Source organism: Burkholderia contaminans (assembly GCF_029633825.1).
In the GTDB taxonomy this organism is placed as follows: domain Bacteria; phylum Pseudomonadota; class Gammaproteobacteria; order Burkholderiales; family Burkholderiaceae; genus Burkholderia; species Burkholderia contaminans.
Genome location: NZ_CP090640.1, coordinates 2,609,756 through 2,630,269, shown reverse-complemented (window position 1 = coordinate 2,630,269; position 20,514 = coordinate 2,609,756). Strand labels below are relative to the sequence as shown.

The 20,514-nt window shown below is 67.8% G+C and carries 14 protein-coding genes and 1 pseudogene; 5 read left to right on the top strand and 10 right to left on the bottom strand.

Features of this window, described 5'->3' with window-relative positions; translation table 11 throughout:
* Positions 1-876 (top strand): efflux RND transporter periplasmic adaptor subunit, encoded by an 876-nt coding sequence (locus LXE91_RS12215; RefSeq protein WP_039347337.1) that lies wholly within the window; start codon positions 1-3, stop codon positions 874-876.
* Between the two features lie 21 nt (positions 877-897).
* Here LXE91_RS12215 and LXE91_RS12210 read toward each other — a convergent pair.
* Positions 898-2,569 (bottom strand): annotated as a pseudogene (locus LXE91_RS12210) (methyl-accepting chemotaxis protein).
* Positions 2,570-2,982: 413 nt separating this feature from the next.
* On the opposite strand from LXE91_RS12210, the gene LXE91_RS12205 reads away from it, so the two are divergent.
* On the top strand, positions 2,983-4,221 hold the full coding sequence (locus tag LXE91_RS12205) for an MFS transporter (protein ID WP_039347342.1): 1,239 nt from the start codon (positions 2,983-2,985) through the stop codon (positions 4,219-4,221).
* Between the two features lie 75 nt (positions 4,222-4,296).
* On the opposite strand, the gene LXE91_RS12200 is transcribed toward LXE91_RS12205, so the two are convergent.
* Complete coding sequence (locus tag LXE91_RS12200; protein WP_039347345.1) at positions 4,297-5,094, bottom strand: 5'-methylthioadenosine/adenosylhomocysteine nucleosidase; 798 nt, start codon at positions 5,092-5,094, stop codon at positions 4,297-4,299.
* Complete coding sequence (locus LXE91_RS12195) at positions 5,091-7,454, bottom strand: UvrD-helicase domain-containing protein (RefSeq protein ID WP_039347348.1); 2,364 nt, start codon at positions 7,452-7,454, stop codon at positions 5,091-5,093. The genes LXE91_RS12200 and LXE91_RS12195 overlap by 4 nt, the downstream gene beginning before the upstream one ends.
* A 213-nt stretch (positions 7,455-7,667) precedes the next feature.
* Here LXE91_RS12195 and LXE91_RS12190 point away from each other — a divergent pair, with 213 nt between their 5' ends.
* Together LXE91_RS12190 and galU are read left to right on the top strand one after the other, a co-directional pair.
* Positions 7,668-10,535 (top strand): valine--tRNA ligase, encoded by a 2,868-nt coding sequence (locus LXE91_RS12190; protein ID WP_039347350.1) that lies wholly within the window; start codon positions 7,668-7,670, stop codon positions 10,533-10,535.
* 87 nt (positions 10,536-10,622) lie between these two features.
* Positions 10,623-11,507, top strand: a complete 885-nt coding sequence (gene galU / locus LXE91_RS12185; protein WP_039347352.1) for a UTP--glucose-1-phosphate uridylyltransferase GalU — start codon at positions 10,623-10,625, stop codon at positions 11,505-11,507.
* A 60-nt stretch (positions 11,508-11,567) separates the two neighbouring features.
* On the opposite strand, the gene LXE91_RS12180 is transcribed toward galU, so the two are convergent.
* The 7 genes from LXE91_RS12180 to LXE91_RS12150 all read right to left on the bottom strand — a co-directional run bounded on the left by LXE91_RS12180 (position 11,568) and on the right by LXE91_RS12150 (position 18,858).
* Positions 11,568-12,182, bottom strand: a complete 615-nt coding sequence (locus LXE91_RS12180) for a DUF4136 domain-containing protein (protein ID WP_039347356.1) — start codon at positions 12,180-12,182, stop codon at positions 11,568-11,570.
* Between the two features lie 37 nt (positions 12,183-12,219).
* A complete protein-coding gene (locus LXE91_RS12175) occupies positions 12,220-14,607 on the bottom strand; it encodes a CHASE2 domain-containing protein (protein WP_046543659.1) in 2,388 nt (795 codons plus the stop codon).
* A gap of 10 nt (positions 14,608-14,617) precedes the next feature.
* Positions 14,618-15,979, bottom strand: coding sequence for a FecR family protein (locus tag LXE91_RS12170; RefSeq protein ID WP_046543658.1), 1,362 nt, complete (start codon positions 15,977-15,979; stop codon positions 14,618-14,620).
* Complete coding sequence (locus LXE91_RS12165; RefSeq protein ID WP_006490421.1) at positions 15,976-16,680, bottom strand: response regulator transcription factor; 705 nt, start codon at positions 16,678-16,680, stop codon at positions 15,976-15,978. Before LXE91_RS12165 ends, LXE91_RS12170 begins: the two co-directional genes overlap by 4 nt.
* Positions 16,681-16,948: 268 nt before the next feature.
* Complete coding sequence (locus tag LXE91_RS12160) at positions 16,949-17,371, bottom strand: hypothetical protein (protein WP_046196033.1); 423 nt, start codon at positions 17,369-17,371, stop codon at positions 16,949-16,951.
* Between the two features lie 206 nt (positions 17,372-17,577).
* Entirely contained in the window at positions 17,578-17,805 is a 228-nt protein-coding gene (locus LXE91_RS12155; protein WP_006402122.1) for a sulfurtransferase TusA family protein, read from the bottom strand.
* Between the two features lie 117 nt (positions 17,806-17,922).
* Positions 17,923-18,858, bottom strand: a complete 936-nt coding sequence (locus tag LXE91_RS12150; RefSeq protein ID WP_039347373.1) for a LysR family transcriptional regulator — start codon at positions 18,856-18,858, stop codon at positions 17,923-17,925.
* A gap of 104 nt (positions 18,859-18,962) precedes the next feature.
* Here LXE91_RS12150 and LXE91_RS12145 point away from each other — a divergent pair, with 104 nt between their 5' ends.
* Positions 18,963-20,483, top strand: a complete 1,521-nt coding sequence (locus LXE91_RS12145) for a CoA-acylating methylmalonate-semialdehyde dehydrogenase (protein WP_039347376.1) — start codon at positions 18,963-18,965, stop codon at positions 20,481-20,483.
* Positions 20,484-20,514 lie beyond the last annotated feature (31 nt).

The following is a 20,514-nucleotide window of genomic DNA, read 5'->3' as shown; positions in this document are numbered from 1 at the left end:
ATGATTCTCAGAAAACTCTTCGGCTTCGTCGCGACCGCCGTCATCCTTCTCGTCGCGATTCTGATCGGGCGCTCGCTGTGGGTGCACTACATGGACGATCCGTGGACGCGCGACGGGCGCGTGCGCGCCGAGATCGTCAACGTCGCGCCGGACGTATCGGGCGCGATCGTCGAGCTGCCCGTGCATGACAACCAGCTCGTCAAGAAAGGCGACCTGATCATGCAGATCGACCCGTCGCACTACCAGATCGCGGTCGAGCAGGCGCAGGCGGCCGTCGCCGCCCGCCGCGCGGAACTGCAGATGCGCCGCGACGACGCGGCCCGCCGCGCGGATCTCGATGCGCTCGTCGTGTCGAAGGAAAACCGCGAGAACGCCGCGCACAGTGCGTCGAGCGCCGATGCGCAGTACCAGCAGGCAGTCGCCGCGCTCGATGCCGCGAAGCTCAACCTCGAGCGCACGCGCGTCGTCGCGCCGGTCGACGGCTACATCACGAACCTGCAGACGTTCAAGGGCAACTATGCGGTGGCCGGCCAGGCGAAGCTCGCGATCGTCGACAGCCATTCGTTCTGGGTCTACGGCTACTTCGAGGAAACCAAGCTGCCGCGCGTGAAGATCGGCGCGCCGGCCGAGATGCGGCTGATGAGCGGCGGCGTGATGAAGGGCCACGTCGAAAGCATTTCGCGCGGCATCTACGATCGCGACAACCCGCAAAGCCGCGACCTCGTCGCGGACGTGAACCCGACCTTCAACTGGGTGCGCCTCGCGCAGCGCGTGCCGGTGCGCATCAAGATCGACGACGTGCCGGCCGACGTGGTGCTGTCGGCGGGCACGACCTGCACGGTCATCATCGATCCGGACAAGCAGAAGAAGTCGTAAGCGCCGGATGGCCGGGCGCGGCTACGCGGCGATGCGGAAACGCCCGACCAGCGACTTCAGCGCCTGAGCCTGCTCGTCGAGCGCATTCGCGGCCGCGGCCGCCTGTTCGACGAGCGCCGCATTCTGCTGCGTGCCGGCATCCATCTGCGTGACCGCACGGCCGATTTCGTCGATGCCGGCGCTCTGCTCGTCGGATGCCGCGGAAATCTCGCCGATGATGTCGGTCACGCGCTTCACTGCCCGCACGACGTCGCCCATGGTGCGGCCCGCGTCGTGCGCGAGCGTCGCACCGTTCGCGACGCGCTCGACCGACGCACCGATCAACTCGCGAATCTCCTTCGCCGCGGTCGCCGAGCGCTGCGCGAGCAGCCGCACCTCGCCCGCGACCACCGAGAAGCCACGCCCCTGTTCGCCGGCGCGCGCGGCCTCGACCGCCGCATTCAACGCAAGAATGTTGGTCTGGAACGCGATGCCCTCGATCGTGCCGATGATGTCGCGGATGTTCTTCGCGCTGTCGTCGATCTCGCTCATCGTCGCCACCACGCGCCCGACGACCTCCCCGCCCGTCTCCGCGACGGCCGACGCATTGGCCGCGAGCGCACTCGCCTGCCGCGCGTTCTCGGCGTTCTGGCGGACGGTCGACGTGAGTTGCTCCATGCTGGCCGCGGTGCGCTCGAGCGCGACGGCCTGCTGCTCGGTGCGCTTCGACAGGTCGAGATTGCCGGTGGAGATCTCGCCCGACGCCGCCGCGATCGCCTCGGCGCTGACGGCGATCTCGCCGACGGTCGCCGCGAGCCCCGTCTGCATCTCGGCCAGTGCACGCACCATGCTGTCGCGGTCGTGCCGGCCCAGCGTGATCGGTCGCGTCAGGTCGCCGCGCGCGATGTCCGCGGCGATCGCCTTCGCGTGCGCGGGCTCGCCGCCGAGCTGCGACGCGAGACGGCGCACGACGCGCTCGGCGATCACGATCGCGAGCACGATCAGCGCAACCGTCATCGCCGCGATCATCGCGAACGACGACGAGAAAATGGTGGCGGACGCATCGAGCGTCGCCTTCGACTTCGCACCGCGCGTCTTCACGAGTTCGGCGACGAGTTTCTCGAGCTTGCCGGTTTCGACCAGCAGCGACACGTCCTGCGTGCCGACCTGCCAGTTCATCTGCGACAGGTCGAGCGGCTGCGCACGCACGAGTTCGACGAAATCGCGCAGATGCGCGCTCCACGTACCGACCGCCGCCGAGAAAGCGCGCAGCCGCGCCGAATCGTCGGCATCGGCCGGATCCGCGTAGCGCTGCAGCGTGCCGAGCGCCTGGCCGATCGACGCGAGCCCCGCGCCCACGTCGGCGCCCAGTTCGTCGCGCTCCTTCGCGGTGGTCGCAGTCAGCAGCATCTTCTGGGCACGGCTCGCGCGCAGCACTTCGGCCCGGACCTCCTCGGCCGCGCGGCTCGCGACGTGGCCCTGCTCGTAGACCGACGCGATCGACGCGTTCAGCCGGCTGATCTGCCAGAGCGAGAACACGCCGATCGCGAGCGTGCCGACAAGCAGGATCGCGAATGCGGCGCGCAACGTCGCCTTGACGGTCCACGGCCGACGCTCGCGACGTGCCGCCCGCGGGCCGCGCGGCGCGGCCGGCGGCAACGTCGGGTGCGGCGGCGGCCGCACCGGGCCGTGGATGCAAAGATGCTGCTTTCATCGAACTATCCCCGTATTGATCACGCGGCCGGAAAGATCGGTCCCGGCATTCCCGCGATGGCTGGCCTTGCCGCGCGTCCTGCGCCCGCACTGGCGGATAGCCGGTGCCGGGCGCGGCGCGCCTGTTGTCTTGTCATTGGGTCGTTCTACGGCCGCCACCGCCGTTTCTTGAGTCCGGGAAACCACGCACCGGCCCCGGGAACGCCCTCCCACGGCGGGCAGGCGCACCGCCAGCGTTATACCCGGTCAAAAAAACACGCACCCGGCGATCCATCAGATGAATGTCCGATTCGCGATAAAAGTTGTCCTGACATTCTCGATACGCCACATTACACTTCTTTGACGCAGCAACGATTCAAGACGCGCCGATCCCCAGCAGAGCGCGCCCGCCACCTCAACTCGTTCAGCTCTCACATGGAAACCAGCCTCGACACCGGCTCCGCCGGCGCAGCCGCCGCCAAGCCATCCGCCCCGCCCGTCGCCCGCACCGTGTACCCGGTGCTCGGTGCGATCAGCTTCTCGCACATGCTCAACGACATGATCCAGTCGTTGATCCTCGCGATCTATCCGATGCTCAAGAGCCAGTTCGCGCTGTCGTTCGCGCAGATCGGCCTGATCACGCTCACTTACCAGATCACCGCGTCGCTGCTGCAGCCGCTCATCGGCCTCTATACCGACAAGCGTCCGAAACCGTATTCGCTGCCGGTCGGCATGGGCTTCACGCTCGCGGGGTTGCTGCTGATGTCGGTCGCGCCGAATTTCGAAATGCTGCTGGTGGCCGCGGCGCTCGTCGGCTGCGGTTCGTCGGTGTTCCACCCCGAATCGTCACGCGTCGCGCGGATGGCGTCGGGCGGCCAGCACGGGCTCGCGCAGTCGGTGTTCCAGGTCGGCGGCAATGCGGGTTCCGCGCTCGGGCCGCTGCTGGCCGCACTCGTGATCATTCCGCACGGCCAGCACAGCATCGCGTGGTTCTCGGCGGCCGCGCTCGTCGCGATGATCGTGCTCACGCAGATCGGCCACTGGTACAAGAAGCATCCGTCGATGAAGAAGAAGGCCGCGGCGGCCGGCCACCCGACGCTGTCGCGCGGCCGCGTGATGGGCGCGATCGGCGTGCTGGTGCTGCTCGTGTTCTCGAAGTACTTCTACCTCGCGAGCATCAACAGCTATTTCACGTTCTACCTGATCGACAAGTTCCACCTGTCGGTGCAGGCCGCGCAGATCCACCTGTTCGTGTTCCTCGCGGCGGTGGCGGCCGGCACGCTGATCGGCGGGCCCGTGGGCGACCGGATCGGCCGCAAGTACGTGATCTGGGTGTCGATCCTCGGCGTCGCGCCGTTCACGATGCTGCTGCCGTACGCGAACCTGTTCTGGACCAGCGTGCTGACCGTGATCATCGGCGTCGTGCTGGCGTCGGCGTTCGCCGCGATCCTCGTCTATGCGACGGAGCTGATGCCCGGCAAGGTCGGGATGGTCGCGGGCCTGTTCTTCGGCTTCGCGTTCGGCCTGGGCGGCGTCGGCGCGGCCGTGCTCGGCCAGCTCGCCGACGCGACGAGCATCCCGTTCGTCTACAAGGTGTGCTCGTTCCTGCCGCTGATCGGCGTGCTGACGGTGTTCCTGCCGAACCTCGAAAGCAGCCGGCGCAAGCAGGCGTGACGACCCGGCCGCGGCGTGCGCGCCGCGGCCGGTCGAACGGCTCGAATGAAGGAAATGAAGAAAACGACGGCGGCTTCAGGCCGCCGTCGTCGCATGCAGCGCCAGGAAACGCTTGAGGATGCCGGACGAATAGCTGCTCGCGATCGCCGACAGGAAGTGCGAGAACGACTGCGTCGCATGATCGTCGGCCGTATCGGAGATCGTGCGCACGAGCGCGAACGGCACGTCGTGCTCCGCGCACACCTGCGCGATCGCGGCGCCTTCCATCTCGACCGCAAGCGCATCCGGCAGCGCATCGCGCAACGCGACGACCTCGCGCTCGCTCGACACGAAGCGGTCGCCGCTGATGATGAGCCCCGCATGCAGCGTCGCACCGACCAGGCCGAAACGCGCGGCAAACTGCGCGCCCTCTTCCTCGACGAACTGCGTGCACGCCGCCCGCAGGCTCGCGGTCAGCGCCGCGTCGGTCGCGAAACGCGTGATGCCGAGCAGCGGCACCTCGTAGCGCGGAAAGAGCGGCGACGCATCGAGATCGTGCTGCAGCAGCGTATCGGCCACGACGACATCGCCAACCCGCACCGTGCGCGACACGCCGCCCGCCACGCCGGTGAACACGACGCCCGCCACGCCGAACACGTGAATCAGCGCGCTGACCGTCGCGGCGGCCGCAACCTTGCCGACCCGTGCGAGCGTCACGACGCAGGCCGCGCCGTGCACGGTGCCGACGTGATAATCGCGGCGGCCGAGCGCGACCGTCTTCATCGCGCCGTCGGCGCGCATCGCGGCGATCAGGTCGCCGAGTTCCTCGGGCAGCGCGGCCAGAATGCCGAGCGGGCGGGCTGCAAGCGTCACATCCATGTCGATGCCCATCATTCCACCGCCTGCAGTTTCGCGACCGCAAGCGCGAGCCACTTCTCGCCGTGCCGCTTGAATTTCACCTGCGCCTTCGCATCGGTGCCGTTGCCTTCGAGCGCGGTGACCGTGCCTTCGCCGAACTTGGTGTGGAACACCTGCTGGCCGACCCGGAAGCCGGCATCGGCCGCGCGCTGCTTGTTCGCGAACGCGGGCAGCGGGGCGGATACGGCCGGATCGACGATCTGCTCGCGACTGCCGCCGCCCGGCCGCGCGAACCAGTCGCGACCGTAGCCGGCATTGTCCGACCGGCCGCCCCAGCGCGAACCGGCCTCGACCTTCGGCGTGAGCCACTTCAACACGTGCTCGGGCAGTTCGTCGAAGAAGCGCGAACGGACGTTGTAGCGCGTCTGGCCATGCAGCATCCGGCTCTGCGCGAACGACAGGTAGAGCCGCTCCTTCGCACGCGTGATCGCGACGTACATCAGCCGGCGCTCTTCCTCGAGGCCGTCCGATTCGAGCACGCTGTTCTCGTGCGGGAACAGCCCTTCCTCGAGGCCCGTGATGAACACGGCCGAGAATTCGAGCCCCTTCGCCGCGTGCACCGTCATCAGCTGCACGGCGTCCTGCCCGGCCTGCGCCTGGTTGTCGCCGGCCTCCAGCGACGCATGCGACAGGAAGCCGGCGAGCGGCGTCATCGTGTCGGGGTTCTGCGCCGGATCGGCGGGCGATACCGGGTCGAGCACGTCGACCGCCGGATCGTCCGTCGCGGTGCCGAGTTCGGGCGCCGCGATCGCGCCCGCGCGCAGCGGGATCGAACGCGCCGGCGTGTCGAGCCCGTAGCCTTCCTCGGCGATGAACGCGGTGGCCGCGTTCACGAGTTCCTGCAAGTTCTCGAGACGGTCCTGGCCTTCGCGCTCGCCCTGGTAGAAATCGGCGAGGCCGCTGGCGCGCACGATGTGCTCGACGGTGTCGGGCAGATTCATGTGCTGCGTGTCGGCGCGCATCTTCGCGACCAGGTTCGCGAACCCGCCGAGGCTCGTGCCGGCCTTGCCCGTCACGTACGGGATCGCGGCAGCCATCGAGCAGCCGTACAGGCGCGCGGCGTCGGCCAGCTGCTCGATCGAGCGCGCACCGATGCCGCGGGTCGGGAAGTTCACGACGCGCACGAACGCGGTGTCGTCGTTCGGGTTGTCGATCAGGCGCAGGTACGCGAGCGCATGCTTCACTTCCTGGCGCTCGAAGAATCGCAGGCCGCCGTACACACGATACGGGATGCCCGAAGACATCAGCGTGTGCTCGATCGAACGCGACTGCGCGTTGCTGCGGTACAGGACGGCCACTTCGCTGCGCGCCATCCCGGTGTTGATCAGCGAGCGGATCTCCTCGACGATCCAGCCGGCTTCCTGCGAGTCGGTGCTCGCCTCGTACACGCGCACGGGCTCGCCGTGGCCCGCGTCGGTGCGCAGGTTCTTGCCGAGGCGGTGCGCGTTGTTCGAGATCAGCTGGTTCGCCGCGTCGAGGATGTTGCCGTGCGAACGGTAGTTCTGCTCGAGCTTGATCAGGTTGCGCACGCGGAATTCGTCTTCGAAGTCGCGCATGTTGCCGACGTTCGCGCCGCGGAACGCGTAGATCGACTGGTCGTCGTCGCCGACCGCGAAGATCGCGTTCTCGCCGCCGGCAAGCATCTTGAGCCACGCGTACTGCAGCTTGTTGGTGTCCTGGAACTCGTCGACGAGGATGTGCCGGAAGCGCGCCTGGTAGTGCGCGCGCAGCGGCGCGTTGTACGCGAGCAGCTCGTAGCAGCGCAGCAGCAGCTCCGGGAAATCGACGACGCCTTCGCGCTGGCACTGCTGGTCGTACGCCTGGTACAGCTCGACGAACTTGCGGTTGAAGTTGTCGGACGCGTCGACCTTGTCGGGACGCAGCCCCTGTTCCTTCGCGTTGTTGATGAAGTACTGGACGTTCTTCGGCGGGTACTTCTCATCATCGACGTTCGCCGCCTTCATCAGCCGCTTGATCGCGGACAGCTGGTCGGCCGTATCGAGGATCTGGAAGGTCTGCGGCAGGCCGGCGTCGCGCCAGTGCGTGCGCAGCATCCGGTTGCACAGGCCGTGGAACGTGCCGATCCACATCCCGCGCGTGTCGATCGGCATCATCGCCGACAGGCGCGCCATCATCTCGCGCGCGGCCTTGTTCGTGAAGGTCACGGCGAGCACGGTGGGCGGGGATGCGTAGCCCTGCTGGATCAGCCATGCGATGCGGGTGATCAGCACGCGGGTCTTGCCGCTGCCCGCCCCTGCAAGGATCAGCGCCGGTTCGTTCGGCAACGTGACGGCGGCGAGTTGTTCGGGGTTCAGATTGGCGAGCAGGTCGGGCATGGAGCGGCAGCGAACGGGCGAGAAAAATGCGGACCCGACATTATAAGTCGGCCGCGCGATGCCGTTCCCGATCCGTTCGACGGCACGTCACAGGCGCGCCGCGGCGGCGTCGCGACGGGCCCGCGCCGGCACGGCGATGGCTGGTCGATGTGCATCCATTTATAATTGTCAGATTCGGCATCCAATTCACGCATTTTTCGGCAGATTTCCAACATGAGCGACAACACGCTTGCGAAGAGCTTCGAGCCCCACACCATCGAGTCCCAATGGGGGCCGGAGTGGGAAAAGCGCGGCTACGCGGCCCCGGCCTTCGACCCGGCCCGTCCCGATTTCTCGATCCAGTTGCCGCCGCCGAACGTGACGGGCACGCTGCACATGGGCCACGCGTTCAACCAGACGATCATGGACGGCCTCACCCGCTACCACCGGATGCTCGGCGAGAACACGCTGTGGGTGCCCGGCACCGACCACGCGGGGATCGCGACCCAGATCGTCGTCGAGCGCCAGCTCGACGCGCAGGGTGTGTCGCGCCACGACCTCGGCCGCGAGAAGTTCGTCGAGCGCGTGTGGGAATGGAAGGAAAAATCGGGTTCGACGATCACCGGCCAGGTGCGCCGCCTCGGCGCATCGCCCGACTGGTCCCGCGAATACTTCACGATGGACGACAAGATGTCGGCCGCCGTGCGCGACGTGTTCGTCACGCTCTTTGAACAGGGCCTGATCTACCGCGGCAAGCGCCTCGTCAACTGGGATCCGGTGCTGCTGACCGCCGTGTCGGACCTCGAAGTCGTGAGCGAAGAGGAAAACGGCCACCTGTGGCACATCCGCTATCCGCTCGTCGACGGCTCGGGTTCGCTGACCGTGGCCACGACACGTCCGGAAACGATGCTCGGCGACGTCGCGCTGATGGTCCATCCGGAAGACGAGCGCTACGCGCACCTGATCGGCAAGCTCGTCACGCTGCCGCTGACGGGCCGCGAGATTCCGGTGATCGCCGACGACTACGTCGACCGCGAGTTCGGCACGGGCGTCGTGAAGGTCACGCCCGCGCACGACTTCAACGACTACCAGGTCGGCCAGCGCCACAAGCTCGCGCCGATCGAGATCCTGACGCTCGACGCGAAGATCAACGACAACGGCCCCGAGCAGTATCGCGGCCTCGACCGCTTCGACGCGCGCAAGGCGATCGTCGCCGACCTCGACGCGGAAGGTTTCCTCGACTCGGTGAAGCCGCACAAGCTGATGGTGCCGCGCGGCGACCGCACCGGCGTCGTGATCGAGCCGATGCTGACCGACCAGTGGTTCGTCGCGATGACGAAGCCGGCGCCGGAAGGCACGTTCAATCCGGGCAAGTCGATCACGGAAACGTCGCTCGACGTCGTGCGCAGCGGCCAGATCAAGTTCGTGCCGGAAAACTGGACGACCACCTACTACCAGTGGCTCGAGAACATCCAGGACTGGTGCATCTCGCGCCAGCTGTGGTGGGGCCACCAGATTCCCGCGTGGTATGGCGAGAACGGCGAGGTATTCGTCGCCCGCAACGAGGAAGAAGCGCGCGCGCAGGCTGCCGCGAAGGGCTACACGGGTGCGCTGAAGCGCGACGAAGACGTGCTCGACACGTGGTTCTCGTCGGCGCTCGTGCCGTTCTCGTCGCTCGGCTGGCCGAACGAAACGCCTGAACTGAAGCACTTCCTGCCGTCGTCGGTGCTCGTCACGGGCTTCGACATCATCTTCTTCTGGGTCGCCCGGATGGTGATGATGACCACGCACTTCACGGGCAAGGTGCCGTTCCACACCGTCTACGTGCACGGCCTCGTGCGCGACGCGGAAGGCCAGAAGATGTCGAAGAGCAAGGGCAACACGCTCGACCCGATCGACATCGTCGACGGCATCGACCTCGACACGCTGGTCGCGAAGCGCACGACGGGCCTGATGAACCCGAAGCAGGCCGCGACGATCGAGAAGAAGACGCGCAAGGAATTCCCGGACGGCATCGCCGCGTTCGGCACCGACGCGCTGCGCTTCACGATGGCGTCGATGGCAACGCTCGGCCGCAACGTGAACTTCGACCTCGCACGCTGCGAAGGCTATCGCAACTTCTGCAACAAGCTGTGGAACGCCACGCGCTTCGTGCTGATGAACTGCGAAGGCCACGACTGCGGCAGCGACAAGCCGGAAGTCTGCGGCGCGGGCGATTGCGGCCCGGGCGGCTACCTCGACTTCTCGGCGGCCGACCGCTGGATCGTGTCGCTGCTGCAGCGCACGGAGGCCGACATCGCGAAGGGCTTCGCCGATTACCGCTTCGACAACATCGCCAGCAGCATCTACAAGTTCGTGTGGGACGAGTACTGCGACTGGTATCTCGAACTCGCGAAGGTGCAGATCCAGAACGGCACGCCGGAACAGCAGCGCGCGACGCGCCGCACGCTGCTGCGCGTGCTCGAGACGGTGCTGCGCCTCGCGCACCCGATCATCCCGTTCATCACCGAAGCGCTCTGGCAGAAAGTCGCGCCGCTGGCCGGCCGTTATCCGCAAGGCAAGGCCGAGGGCGAAGCGTCGCTGATGACGCAGGCGTACCCGATCGCGAACCTGCAGAAGATCGACGAGGTGTCCGAACAGTGGGCGGCCGACCTGAAGGCGATCGTCGACGCGTGCCGCAACCTGCGCGGCGAGATGAACCTGTCGCCGGCCACCAAGGTGCCGCTGCTCGCAGCCGGCGATGCCGAGCGCCTGCGCTCGTTCGCGCCGTACGTTCAGGCCCTCGCGCGCCTGTCGGAAGTGCAGATCCTCGCGGACGAAGCGACGCTCGACAAGGAAGCGCACGGCGCGCCGATCGCGATCGTCGGGCCGAACAAGCTGGTGCTGAAGGTCGAGATCGACGTCGCGGCCGAACGCGAGCGCCTGTCGAAGGAAATCACGCGCCTGACGAACGAAATCACGAAGTGCAATGCAAAGCTCGGCAACGAGGCTTTCGTCGCGAAAGCGCCGCCGGCCGTGGTCGAACAGGAGCAGAAGCGCGTCGCGGAATTCCAGAGCACGCTCGAGAAACTGCGTGCCCAGCTCGATCGGTTGCCTGCGTAACAAAGGGTAAGGTCGTTTGCGTTCACTATAATGCGAACGTGAACATAGACCGTCTGACAAGTCGATTACAGGAATAAAGGTTCGATCATGTTGAAAGTTACCAAGGCAGTGTTCCCCGTTGCCGGTCTCGGCACGCGGTTCCTTCCGGCTACGAAAGCAAGCCCGAAGGAAATGCTGCCGGTCGTCGACAAGCCGTTGATCCAGTACGCAGTCGAGGAAGCGATCGCCGCCGGCATTACCGAGATGATCTTCGTGACCGGGCGCAGCAAGCGCGCGATCGAGGATCACTTCGACAAGTCGTACGAAGTCGAGGCCGAACTCGAGGCGCGCGGCAAGGAAAAGCTGCTCGAACTCGTGCGCAGCATCAAGCCGAGCCATGTCGACTGCTTCTACGTGCGCCAGCCGGAAGCGCTCGGCCTCGGCCATGCGGTGCTGTGCGCGGAAAAGCTCGTGGCCGACAACCCGTTCGCGGTGATCCTCGCGGACGACCTGCTCGACGGCAACCCGCCCGTGATGAAGCAGATGGTCGACGTGTTCGACCACTATCACAGCTCGGTGATCGGCGTGGAAGAGATCCCGCCGTCGGAGACGAAGTCGTACGGGATCGTCGACGGCAAGGAGTGGGAAGAGTCGATCGTCAAGATGTCGGCGATCATCGAGAAGCCGGCGCCGGAAGTCGCGCCGTCGAACCTCGGCGTGGTCGGCCGCTACATCCTGAAGCCGCGGATCTTCGAGCACCTGCGCGCGCTGAAGCCCGGCGCGGGCGGCGAGCTGCAGCTCACCGACGCGATCCAGGCGCTGCTCGCCGACGAGCAAGTGCTGGCCTACAAGTACCAGGGCACGCGCTACGACTGCGGCAGCAAGCTCGGCTACCTGAAGGCGACGGTCGAATTCGCGCTGCGCCACGCGGAAGTCGGCGCGGAATTCGACGCGTATCTGCGCGCGCGTTCGGGCGCACACCCGGCCGCCTGAACGCGGCAAGGGCACGAGGGCTCGCTCCGGCGAGCCCGCCCTCACCTCACCGGCCGACGCTCAGCGCGCTTCGGCCGGCTTCACCGAGACGACGCCCGGCATCCCGCCCGCGTCGTCTTTTTTCGTCTTGACGAGCCAGCCGCCGCCGTCGCCGAACGGCACCTTCGCGAGCGCGCTCTTCACGAGCGCCGGCGCGGCCTGCCGTGTGCCGGGATCGCGATCGCGCAGCGCGGCCGATACGCGGTAGACGTCGGCGCCCGATTTCGCGTCGACGAAGCGCAGCGTCAGCACATGGCGATACACGCGGCCCATGAACGGCAGCGCGAACGGCGCCGGCCCGTCGACCGTCACGCATGCGCTGCTCGCGGCCCCGCACCCGTCGGCGCTCGCCGCGACCGCGGCCGGCTGCGTCGCATACGCGATCGACAGCCGGTAGCGCGCGGCCGCGAGCGGCTTCGCATCGAAGCCGCGGTGCGCGAGTTCGTCGCGCACGAGCGTCTCGATCTGCCGGTATTCGGCATCATCGGCCTGCGCGGCCGTGCGCACGAAATCGTAGCCGTGCGCGCCGGATGCGAATGCGTTCGGCTGCCCGAGCGCACTCACGCCGCTCGTCACGCCGGCGCAACCCGTCAACAGCGACGCCGCCAGCGCGGTCGCTGCCCATTCCTTTCTCATGGCTTTCCCCAAATGCCTGCCGTCGCGCCCGGCCCTGTCAGGCGGACGGCTCGTCGATCGCGGGCAGCGACACCGTCACCGCGGTGCCGACACCCACCTCGCTGTCGACCGACACGCTGCCCCCATGGCGCGTGACGACCGTCTTCACGAATGCCATGCCGAGCCCGGAACCCGAGATTTCGGGCCGCTCGCCGGCATGGAATCGCTTGAAACGCTCGAACAGATGCCGCTGATCTTCCGGCGCAATGCCGTATCCCTGATCACGAATCGTACAGAACATCCGTTTCGACGCGTGCTCGACCGCCAGCGTACACGTGATCACGGTATCGGACGGACTGTATTTGACTGCATTGTTCAGCAGGTTCACGAACGCGCGCGTGATCAGCGAGCGGTCCGCGCGCACCCAGCACATGTCGGTGCCGACGTCGGTGTCGACGCGAATGTGCTTCGCCTGCGCCTGCGGCCACACCTCGTCGCTCGCATCGATCAGCACGTCGACGAGGCTCGTCACCTCGAGCTGGTACGCCTGCGACTCCGCGCGCGCCAGCTGCACGAACTCGTCGGCGAGCGATAGCGCGCGGTGCGCATAGCGCTCGATCCGCGCGAGCAGCCCGCGCATCGCGTCGCTCTCGACGCGGTCGCGCTCGATCTCGACCAGCGCGAGGATCGACGACTGCGGCGAGCGCATGTCGTGCGACAGCAGGTGCAGCGCTTCCTCGCGCTGCCGCTCGGCCGCGTGCAGCTCGGTCACGTCGACGAGGCCGGCGATCCAGCCCGTCACGCGCCCTTGCGCATTCGTACACGCCGCGTAGCGTAGCAGATGGTCGAGCCCGTCACGATCGCGCACCTCGATGCCGCGCGCCATCGCGTCGTGCTCGGCCTCGAGCGTCGGGTCGAGCGCGGCCGGCCAGTGCTCGCGGATCGTCGCGTCGTGCTCGGCGTTGCCGTCGACGGTCTTCATGAACGTCAGCTCGCCGAGCGCCGTGCGCAGCGGACGACCCTCCGGCAGAGGCAGCGACAGTCGCGACCCGTAGCGCTTGGCCGCATGGTTCGCGATCAGCACGGTGCCGGCCAGGTCGGTCACGAAGATCGGCTCGGGCATGCTGTCGAGGCTGTCCCACACGAAGCGCTTCATGTCCTGCACGCGCTGCGCGGCTTGCGCCATCAGCGCCATCTGCCGCTCCAGCACATCGCCGCCGACGTTGCGCGTGCGCGGCGCCTCGGGCAGCAGGTGCGGCTCGTCGGCGAGCCGCTGCAGCTCGCGGCGCAGGTACGACATCGTCATTTCCAGGCGCCGCCAGTTCCAGATCGGGTAGACGGCGATCAGCCCGAAGATCGCAGGCGCCGGCGACAGCCAGATGCGCGCCTCGAACAGCAGCGCCGTGCTCGCGACGACGGCAAGCGCGGCCAGGCTCAGCGTCAGCAGCAGCGCGCGCCACGGCGACAGCATCAGGAAGCCGCCCAGCAGCACGGCGAGCGGCAGCAGCGACGCGACGAACAGCCCGGCGCGCGACGCCGGCGAGATCGCGCTGCCGGTCGCCAGCATGTCGAGCACGTTGGCATGGATATACACGCCGGCGAGCGGCCCGAACTCACCGGACACGGGCGTGGCGAAACGATCGTACAGCCCCGACGCCGTCACGCCCACGACGACGATCTTGCCGCGCAGCGCGTCGGGCTTCACGCGCCCTTCGAGGACGTCGTCGAACGACAGCGTCGGATAGGCCGGCGTGTTGCGGCTGAACGGGATCAGGTAGCGGCCCTCGCCGGTCGCGTCGTCCGACAGGTCGTGCGCATGCGGGCCGGGCGTACCGCCGACCGGATGCAGCTGGCCGCCCTGGATCGCGCGATACACGGGCACCATCAGCTGTGGCCAGCGCACGCGGCCGTCGCTTTCGTACAGCGCCACGCTGCGTACGATGCCGTCGGGGTCGACTTCGAGGTTGATGTGACCGAGCCCGACCGCACGCGCCGCGAGCGCGGCCACCGGCGGGTCGACCGCGCGCGTGCCGTCCGCCTGCTCGGGGCTCAGCAGCACGGGCAGGAAGGTCGGCACGTGGGTCATTGCATCCGCGAACGCGCGATCTTCCGGCGACGGTTCGGTAAACAGCACGTCATAGACGACGGCGGCCGGCTGCGCGCGCGCCAGCGTGTCGAGCAGCCGCGCATGCACGTCACGCGACCACGGCCAGCGGCCGAGCGCGGACGCGCTCTGGTTGTCGATATCGACGACGACCACGTCGGGTGAAAGCGGCAGGCTGCGCAGCATCAGCAGCCGGTCGTAGATCAACCCGTCGACGCTCGACGACAGGCGGCCGAGCGCGCACGTGAGGATCACCGCGACCCCGAGGCAGCCGATCGCGATCCATTCGATCAGGAAGCGGCGGCCGAGATGCCGCCGCGGAGAAACGGAATCAGGTTTCATGCGCCGCGGATCAGCGCGACAGCGTGAACGCGCTGACCGGACTGGTCTTCTCGTAGAACTTGCCGCCTTCGAACTCCTCGACGGTCACGGCCCAGAAATAGTCGCCCGGCGGCAGGTGCGCGACGGTGATCTGGCGCGTATGCAGGCCGACCTGGTCGACGACCGGCGCGCTCAGGTCCTTCGAGCGCGACAGCACGAACCGGTAGCGCGCACCCTTGCCCGAACCGTTCGGCGTCCAGCGGAACTCGTAGCCGCCGGCACCGGGCGACGCGCTCGCGTCGAGCCCCAGGACGCGGCGTTCGAACGCGTATGTCCGCGGCCGGCCCTCGAGACCGTTCGCATCGATCGCGGCGACCCGCACGAAGTAGTTCCCGTTCGGAACGTCGCGGAAAACCGCGCGCGGCGAATCGGTGCGCGTTTCGCGGAACAGGTCGAGCAGCCCGGCGTCGTGCGCGAGCTGCACGCGGTACGCACGCGCGTCGGCGAGCGGCGCGACGTCGAAGGCGACCTCGGGTTCGTCCTGCACCTTGTCGGGATGCGCGAGCGCCGGTGCGGGCAGCAACTCGACGGGCGCGCTGACCGCGCCGGACGATGTCGCGACGCTGCCGAAATTCGCATGCACGAGCGTCGGATCGGCCGGCTTCCGGCCGCCCGCGACGCCGACGGTGCCATCGAGCACTTCGACGCGCGTCGACGCATTGCCGGCCGCGTCGTAGTTCACGCGAAAGTGCGTACCGCGCACGCCGGCCACGACCGACGGCGATCGGATCTGGAAGCGGTCGTCGCGCTTTTTCAGATGGGTGACCTCGCTGTCGACCGAACCGCGCGTGAGTTCGAACTGACGATCGAGCGTGCCGGTCAGCACCGTGCGGCGCAGCGCCTTCAGGTCGAGCTGGCTGTCGGGCGGCAGGCTCATGTGCGTGCCGTCGGCGAGCTCGAGCGTCACGACACCGTTCGGGCCCGTGCGCACGCGATCGCCCTCGGCGAGCGTCGCGTCGTTCGCGAGCGGCGCAAAAGCATCGCCGGACGCGCGTTCGGCCGTGCCCTGCACCGCGACGACGCGGGCGGTCAGCTTTTCCTTGCGCAGGCGCGCCACCGGCAGCTTCAGCGCGATGCCGGGCTGCAGGTGCTTCGGCGCGGGCACGCCGTTGATCTGTTGAAGCAGTTGCCAGTCGTCCCCGCCCTGCAGGTAGCGTGCGGCGACGTCGTACAGCGTGTCGCCCGCCTGCGTGCGGTAGACGACCATCTTGCCCGCCGCCGCGGGCGGCTGGGCAGCCGCATGCTGCGCGGCGAACGCAAACGCGACCGCGCAGGCTGCGTGCAGCGCCAGCTTGCGCAGGTTCGCCGTGCGCCGCGTAATTCCCGTGGTCACTCCGGTTCTCCCTGGCCGACCCGTTCGAGCCGGTAGCCGTAGCCGTAGATCGGCGCGAGGCGATAACCGTTTTCGGGCCGCAGGCCGAGCTTGGTGCGCAGCATCGAGATGTGCGTATCCATCGTGCGCGACGGGATGTCGGTCGCCTGCTTCCACACGAGATCGAGAATGTGCGCGCGCGACAGCGGCCGGTCGAGGTGCTGGAACAGCAGCAGCGCGAGTTCGAATTCCTTCTGCGTGAGGCTCACGGCCTTGTCGCCGACGTAGGCCTGCTTCAGGTTCACGTCGAAACGGAATTGATCGAATTCGCGAACGGTAGCCTCGGCGTTGACCGGATACGCGCGGCGCAGCAGCGAGCCGATGCGTGCGCGCAGGATCGGGCCCGACACGGGCTTGACCACGTAGTCGTCGGCGCCGGCGTTGAGGATCTGCGTGATCCCCGCCTCGTCGTCGCGGCTCGTCATGAAGATGATCGGCAGGCTGTGCTCGGTCTGATTCGCACGCACCCACTTCAGCACTTCCTCGCCGGACATGTCGGGCACGTTCCAGTCGAGCACGAGCAGATCGAACGTCTCGCGCTGCAGACGCTTCTTCAGGGCCTTGCCTTCCTTGAACGCGTAGCACGTATGGCCAACGGCCGTCAGCGTTTGACTGACGAAATCCGTCTGGGCCGGATCGTCATCCAGTACAGCAATTCTCATAGCACCCCGCAAATCGAAATCGATTCGTCCAGTTCAGCTCCCCGCCCTCATCCGGCCACGCGACACGCGCGCGGCTTCCGGATACCGGCCGGCGAGCCACCGTTCGCCGCTCGCGCCACCTGCGCAAACCAGCGACCCCGGCTAAATATCTCAAAAACGGGGCGCGGACGAACCGGCGATTTCATCATAGTAGTATGAAATTCGCCAATAAATTGCGCGGACTACCGTCTTTTCTTCGAATAATCCTTCCTGCCGCGCAATCGAGCGCCTAATCGGCGCCCGTGATGCCCGCTACCGGCTCTGTTACATCGTCGGCCGGCATGCGATGCGGCAGTGGCTCCGGATGCGCCGGCTGGGCCAGCATCCGCTGCAGCTGGCCGCGCACGCGCTCCCACGCGGTGGCCGCATAGTCCGGCTGGCTCGCTGCCCACGCCTGCGCCAGATCGAACACACGCTCGATGGTCGCACCGCAGTAGGTCAGGCCCGAGCCGTCGTCCTGCGCGGCATCGCGCAGCCGTTCGTCGAGCCACTCGGCCAGCCACGGCATCTCGGCCGCGGCGGAATCCGCGTAGGCCTCCAGCGCGGCACGCGCGTGACGATCCTGTTGCGGATCGAGCTCGATACGGCTCAGTCCCGATACGCTGCGTTCCGCTCCGGACGGACTTCGAATGGTCCCTGGTCTGAAGGACATGTCCTCTCCCCGTTGTACGACGGTAGCGCCAGGCATGGCCCCCGTGCCCGCCGTACGACGTACCGTGGCCGGCGCATCCGCTGGGAGCGGACGACCGGCCGGGTCAGTATACGCAGCCGATCACGAAGCGAGGTTTAAGAATTGTCAGAAAAGCGTGGCCGGCGCGGGGCGGACGCCACGCGCTGCCGGCAACGCGATGCGGGCCGTCAGCGGCGGCGCATCAGGAACACGAAGGTCTTGTCCTGCGTCGTCGATTCGACGATCTCGTTGCCCGTCTGCTTCGCGAACGCGGCGAAATCGCGCTGCGAGCCGGGATCGGTCGCGAGCACCTTGAGGATTTGCCCGCTTTCCATATCGGCGAGTGCTTTCTTGGCGCGCAGGATCGGCAACGGGCAATTGAGCCCGCGCGCGTCCACTTCCTTGTGAATCTGCATCGGCTGTCGACCTTCGAATGACGCGCCACCCAAGGCGCGGAAAGAAGCCGTGATTTTACCGCAGCGCCGCCGTGCCTGCCCGGGCTACCGGCAGGCCAACGCCCTCGGAGCCCGGGCTCAGGTGCCCGAAAAGCCGCCCGCGAGCCGCTCGCGCAGGTGCCGCACGAGCGCGCGCACCGCCCTCGGCACGACCGGGCTGTACGGACGGATCGCGAAGATGTGGTCGCCGAACGCGCCCGACGGCCGCCAGCCGTCGAGCAGCGCGACCAGCCGGCCGGCGTCGAGATCGCGCTGCGCGCTGAAATCCGGCAGCAGCGCGATGCCGATCCCGCCGAGCGCGGCCTCGCGCATCGCCTCGCTGTTGTTCGCAGCGAAGCTGCCGCGCACCGGCACGCTCACGCGCTCGCGCCGCCGGCCGTGCGGCTCGAAGCTCCAAGCGGCCGGCTCGTTGTCGCGCAGGTAGCACAGGCAGCTGTGCTCGACGAGCTCGCCCGGGTGCCGCGGCGCGCCGCGCGCGTCGAGGTAGTCGCGGCTCGCGACGAGCAGCGAGCGCGTGTCGCACAGCTTCCACGCGACGTGGGTCTGCGGCGCGGTGGTCGTATGGCGGATCGCGAGGTCGAAACCCTCCTGCGTAAGCGAATGCAGCCGGTCCGACAGGTCGAGCTCGATCTGCACGCCCGGGTGCTGGCGCAGGAAATCGGGCAGGTGCGGCACGACCTGCTGGCGCCCGAGCGCGACCGGCACCGTCACGCGCAGCAGGCCGCGCGGCTCGCCGGCCAGGTCCTTCACGCGCGCGAAGTGCTGGCCGATCGACTCGAACGCGTCGCGCGTGCTGTCGACGAGCGTCTGGCCCGCGTCGGTGAGCCGCACGCTGCGCGTCGTGCGCCGCACGAGCGGCACGCCGGCCGCCTTTTCGAGATCGGCGATGCGCTGGCTCATCGCGGCCTTGCTGATGCCGAGCCGCTGCGCGGCAGCCGTGAAACTGCCGGCCGCGGCCAGCACCGTCAGCGAATGGATATGCGGCCAGAGCGCCTGGACATTTTGCTGATTCATCCACTGATTATTCAGAATTCTGAACAGTGAATCAAGCTGCACGGCCTTCTCCGGCCCGCCCGCTTTGCCTAGACTAGGTTTGCCCCCCATTCCAGGAGACACGCATGACCACGGTTCCCGCCTATACGTCCGACGCCGACGTCGGCCACTACATCGACGGCGCGCCCGTCGCCGGCCGCAGCGGCCGCTTCCAGGACGTCCTCAACCCGTCGCTCGGCCGCGCGGTGCGCCGCGTGGCGCTCGCCGGCAACGACGAAGTCGAGCAGGCCGTCGCGTCCGCCCACGCCGCGTTCCCGGACTGGGCCGCAACGCCGCCGATCCGCCGCGCGCGCGTGCTGCACCGCTTCCTGCAACTGATGAACGAGCACCGCGACACGCTCGCGGCGATCATCACGGCCGAGCACGGCAAGGTGTTCTCCGACGCGCAGGGCGAAGTCGCCCGCGGCATCGACATCGTGGAATTCGCGTGCGGCGTGCCGCAGCTCCTGAAGGGCGACTTCACCGACCAGGTCAGCACCGGCATCGACAACTGGACGATGCGCCAGCCGCTCGGCGTCGTCGCGGGCATCACGCCGTTCAACTTCCCGTGCATGGTGCCGTGCTGGATGTTCCCGGTCGCGATCGCAACGGGCAACACGTTCGTGCTGAAGCCGAGCGAGCGCGACCCGTCGGCGGCCCTGTTCATCGCCGACCTGCTCACGCAGGCCGGGCTGCCGGCCGGCGTGTTCAACGTCGTGCAGGGCGACAAGGGCGCGGTCGATGCACTGCTCGACCACCCGGACGTACAGGCCGTCAGCTTCGTCGGCTCGACGCCGATCGCGGCCTACGTGCAGCAGCGTGCCGTGCAGTCGGGCAAGCGCGTGCAGGCGCTCGGCGGCGCGAAGAACCATCTCGTCGTGATGCCCGATGCGAACCTCGAGCAGGCGGTCGATGCGCTGATCGGCGCCGCGTACGGGTCGGCCGGCGAGCGCTGCATGGCGATCAGCGTCGCGGTGCTGGTGGGCGACATCGCGGACCAGATCGTGCCGCTGGTGGCCGAGCGCGCACGCAAGCTGGTGATCGGCGACGGCATGTCGCCGGAAGTCGAGATGGGCCCGATCGTCACCGGCGATGCGTTGAAGCGCATCGAAGGCTATATCGAGCAAGGCGTGAACGAAGGCGCGCAACTGGTGGTCGACGGCCGCGGGCTGCGCGTGCCGGGCCGCGAGGCCGGCTTCTTCACCGGCGGCACGCTGTTCGATCACGTGACGCCCGACATGCGCATCTACAAGGAAGAAATCTTCGGGCCCGTGCTCGGCTGCGTGCGCGTGAAGGATTTCGGCGAGGCGGTCGACCTGATCAACGCGCATGAATTCGGCAACGGCGTGTCGTGCTTCACGAGCGACGGCGGCATCGCGCGCGAGTTCGCGCGGCGCATCCAGGTCGGGATGGTCGGCATCAACGTGCCGATCCCGGTGCCGATGGCATGGCACGGCTTCGGCGGCTGGAAGAAGAGCCTGTTCGGCGACATGCACGCGTACGGCGAGGAAGGCGTGCGCTTCTATACGCGCCAGAAGTCGGTGATGCAGCGCTGGTCGTCGAGCATCGGCAAGGGCGCCGAATTCGCGATGCCGACCGCGAAGTAACGACCCTGCGGCACACCGCTCGCAGCTCGAT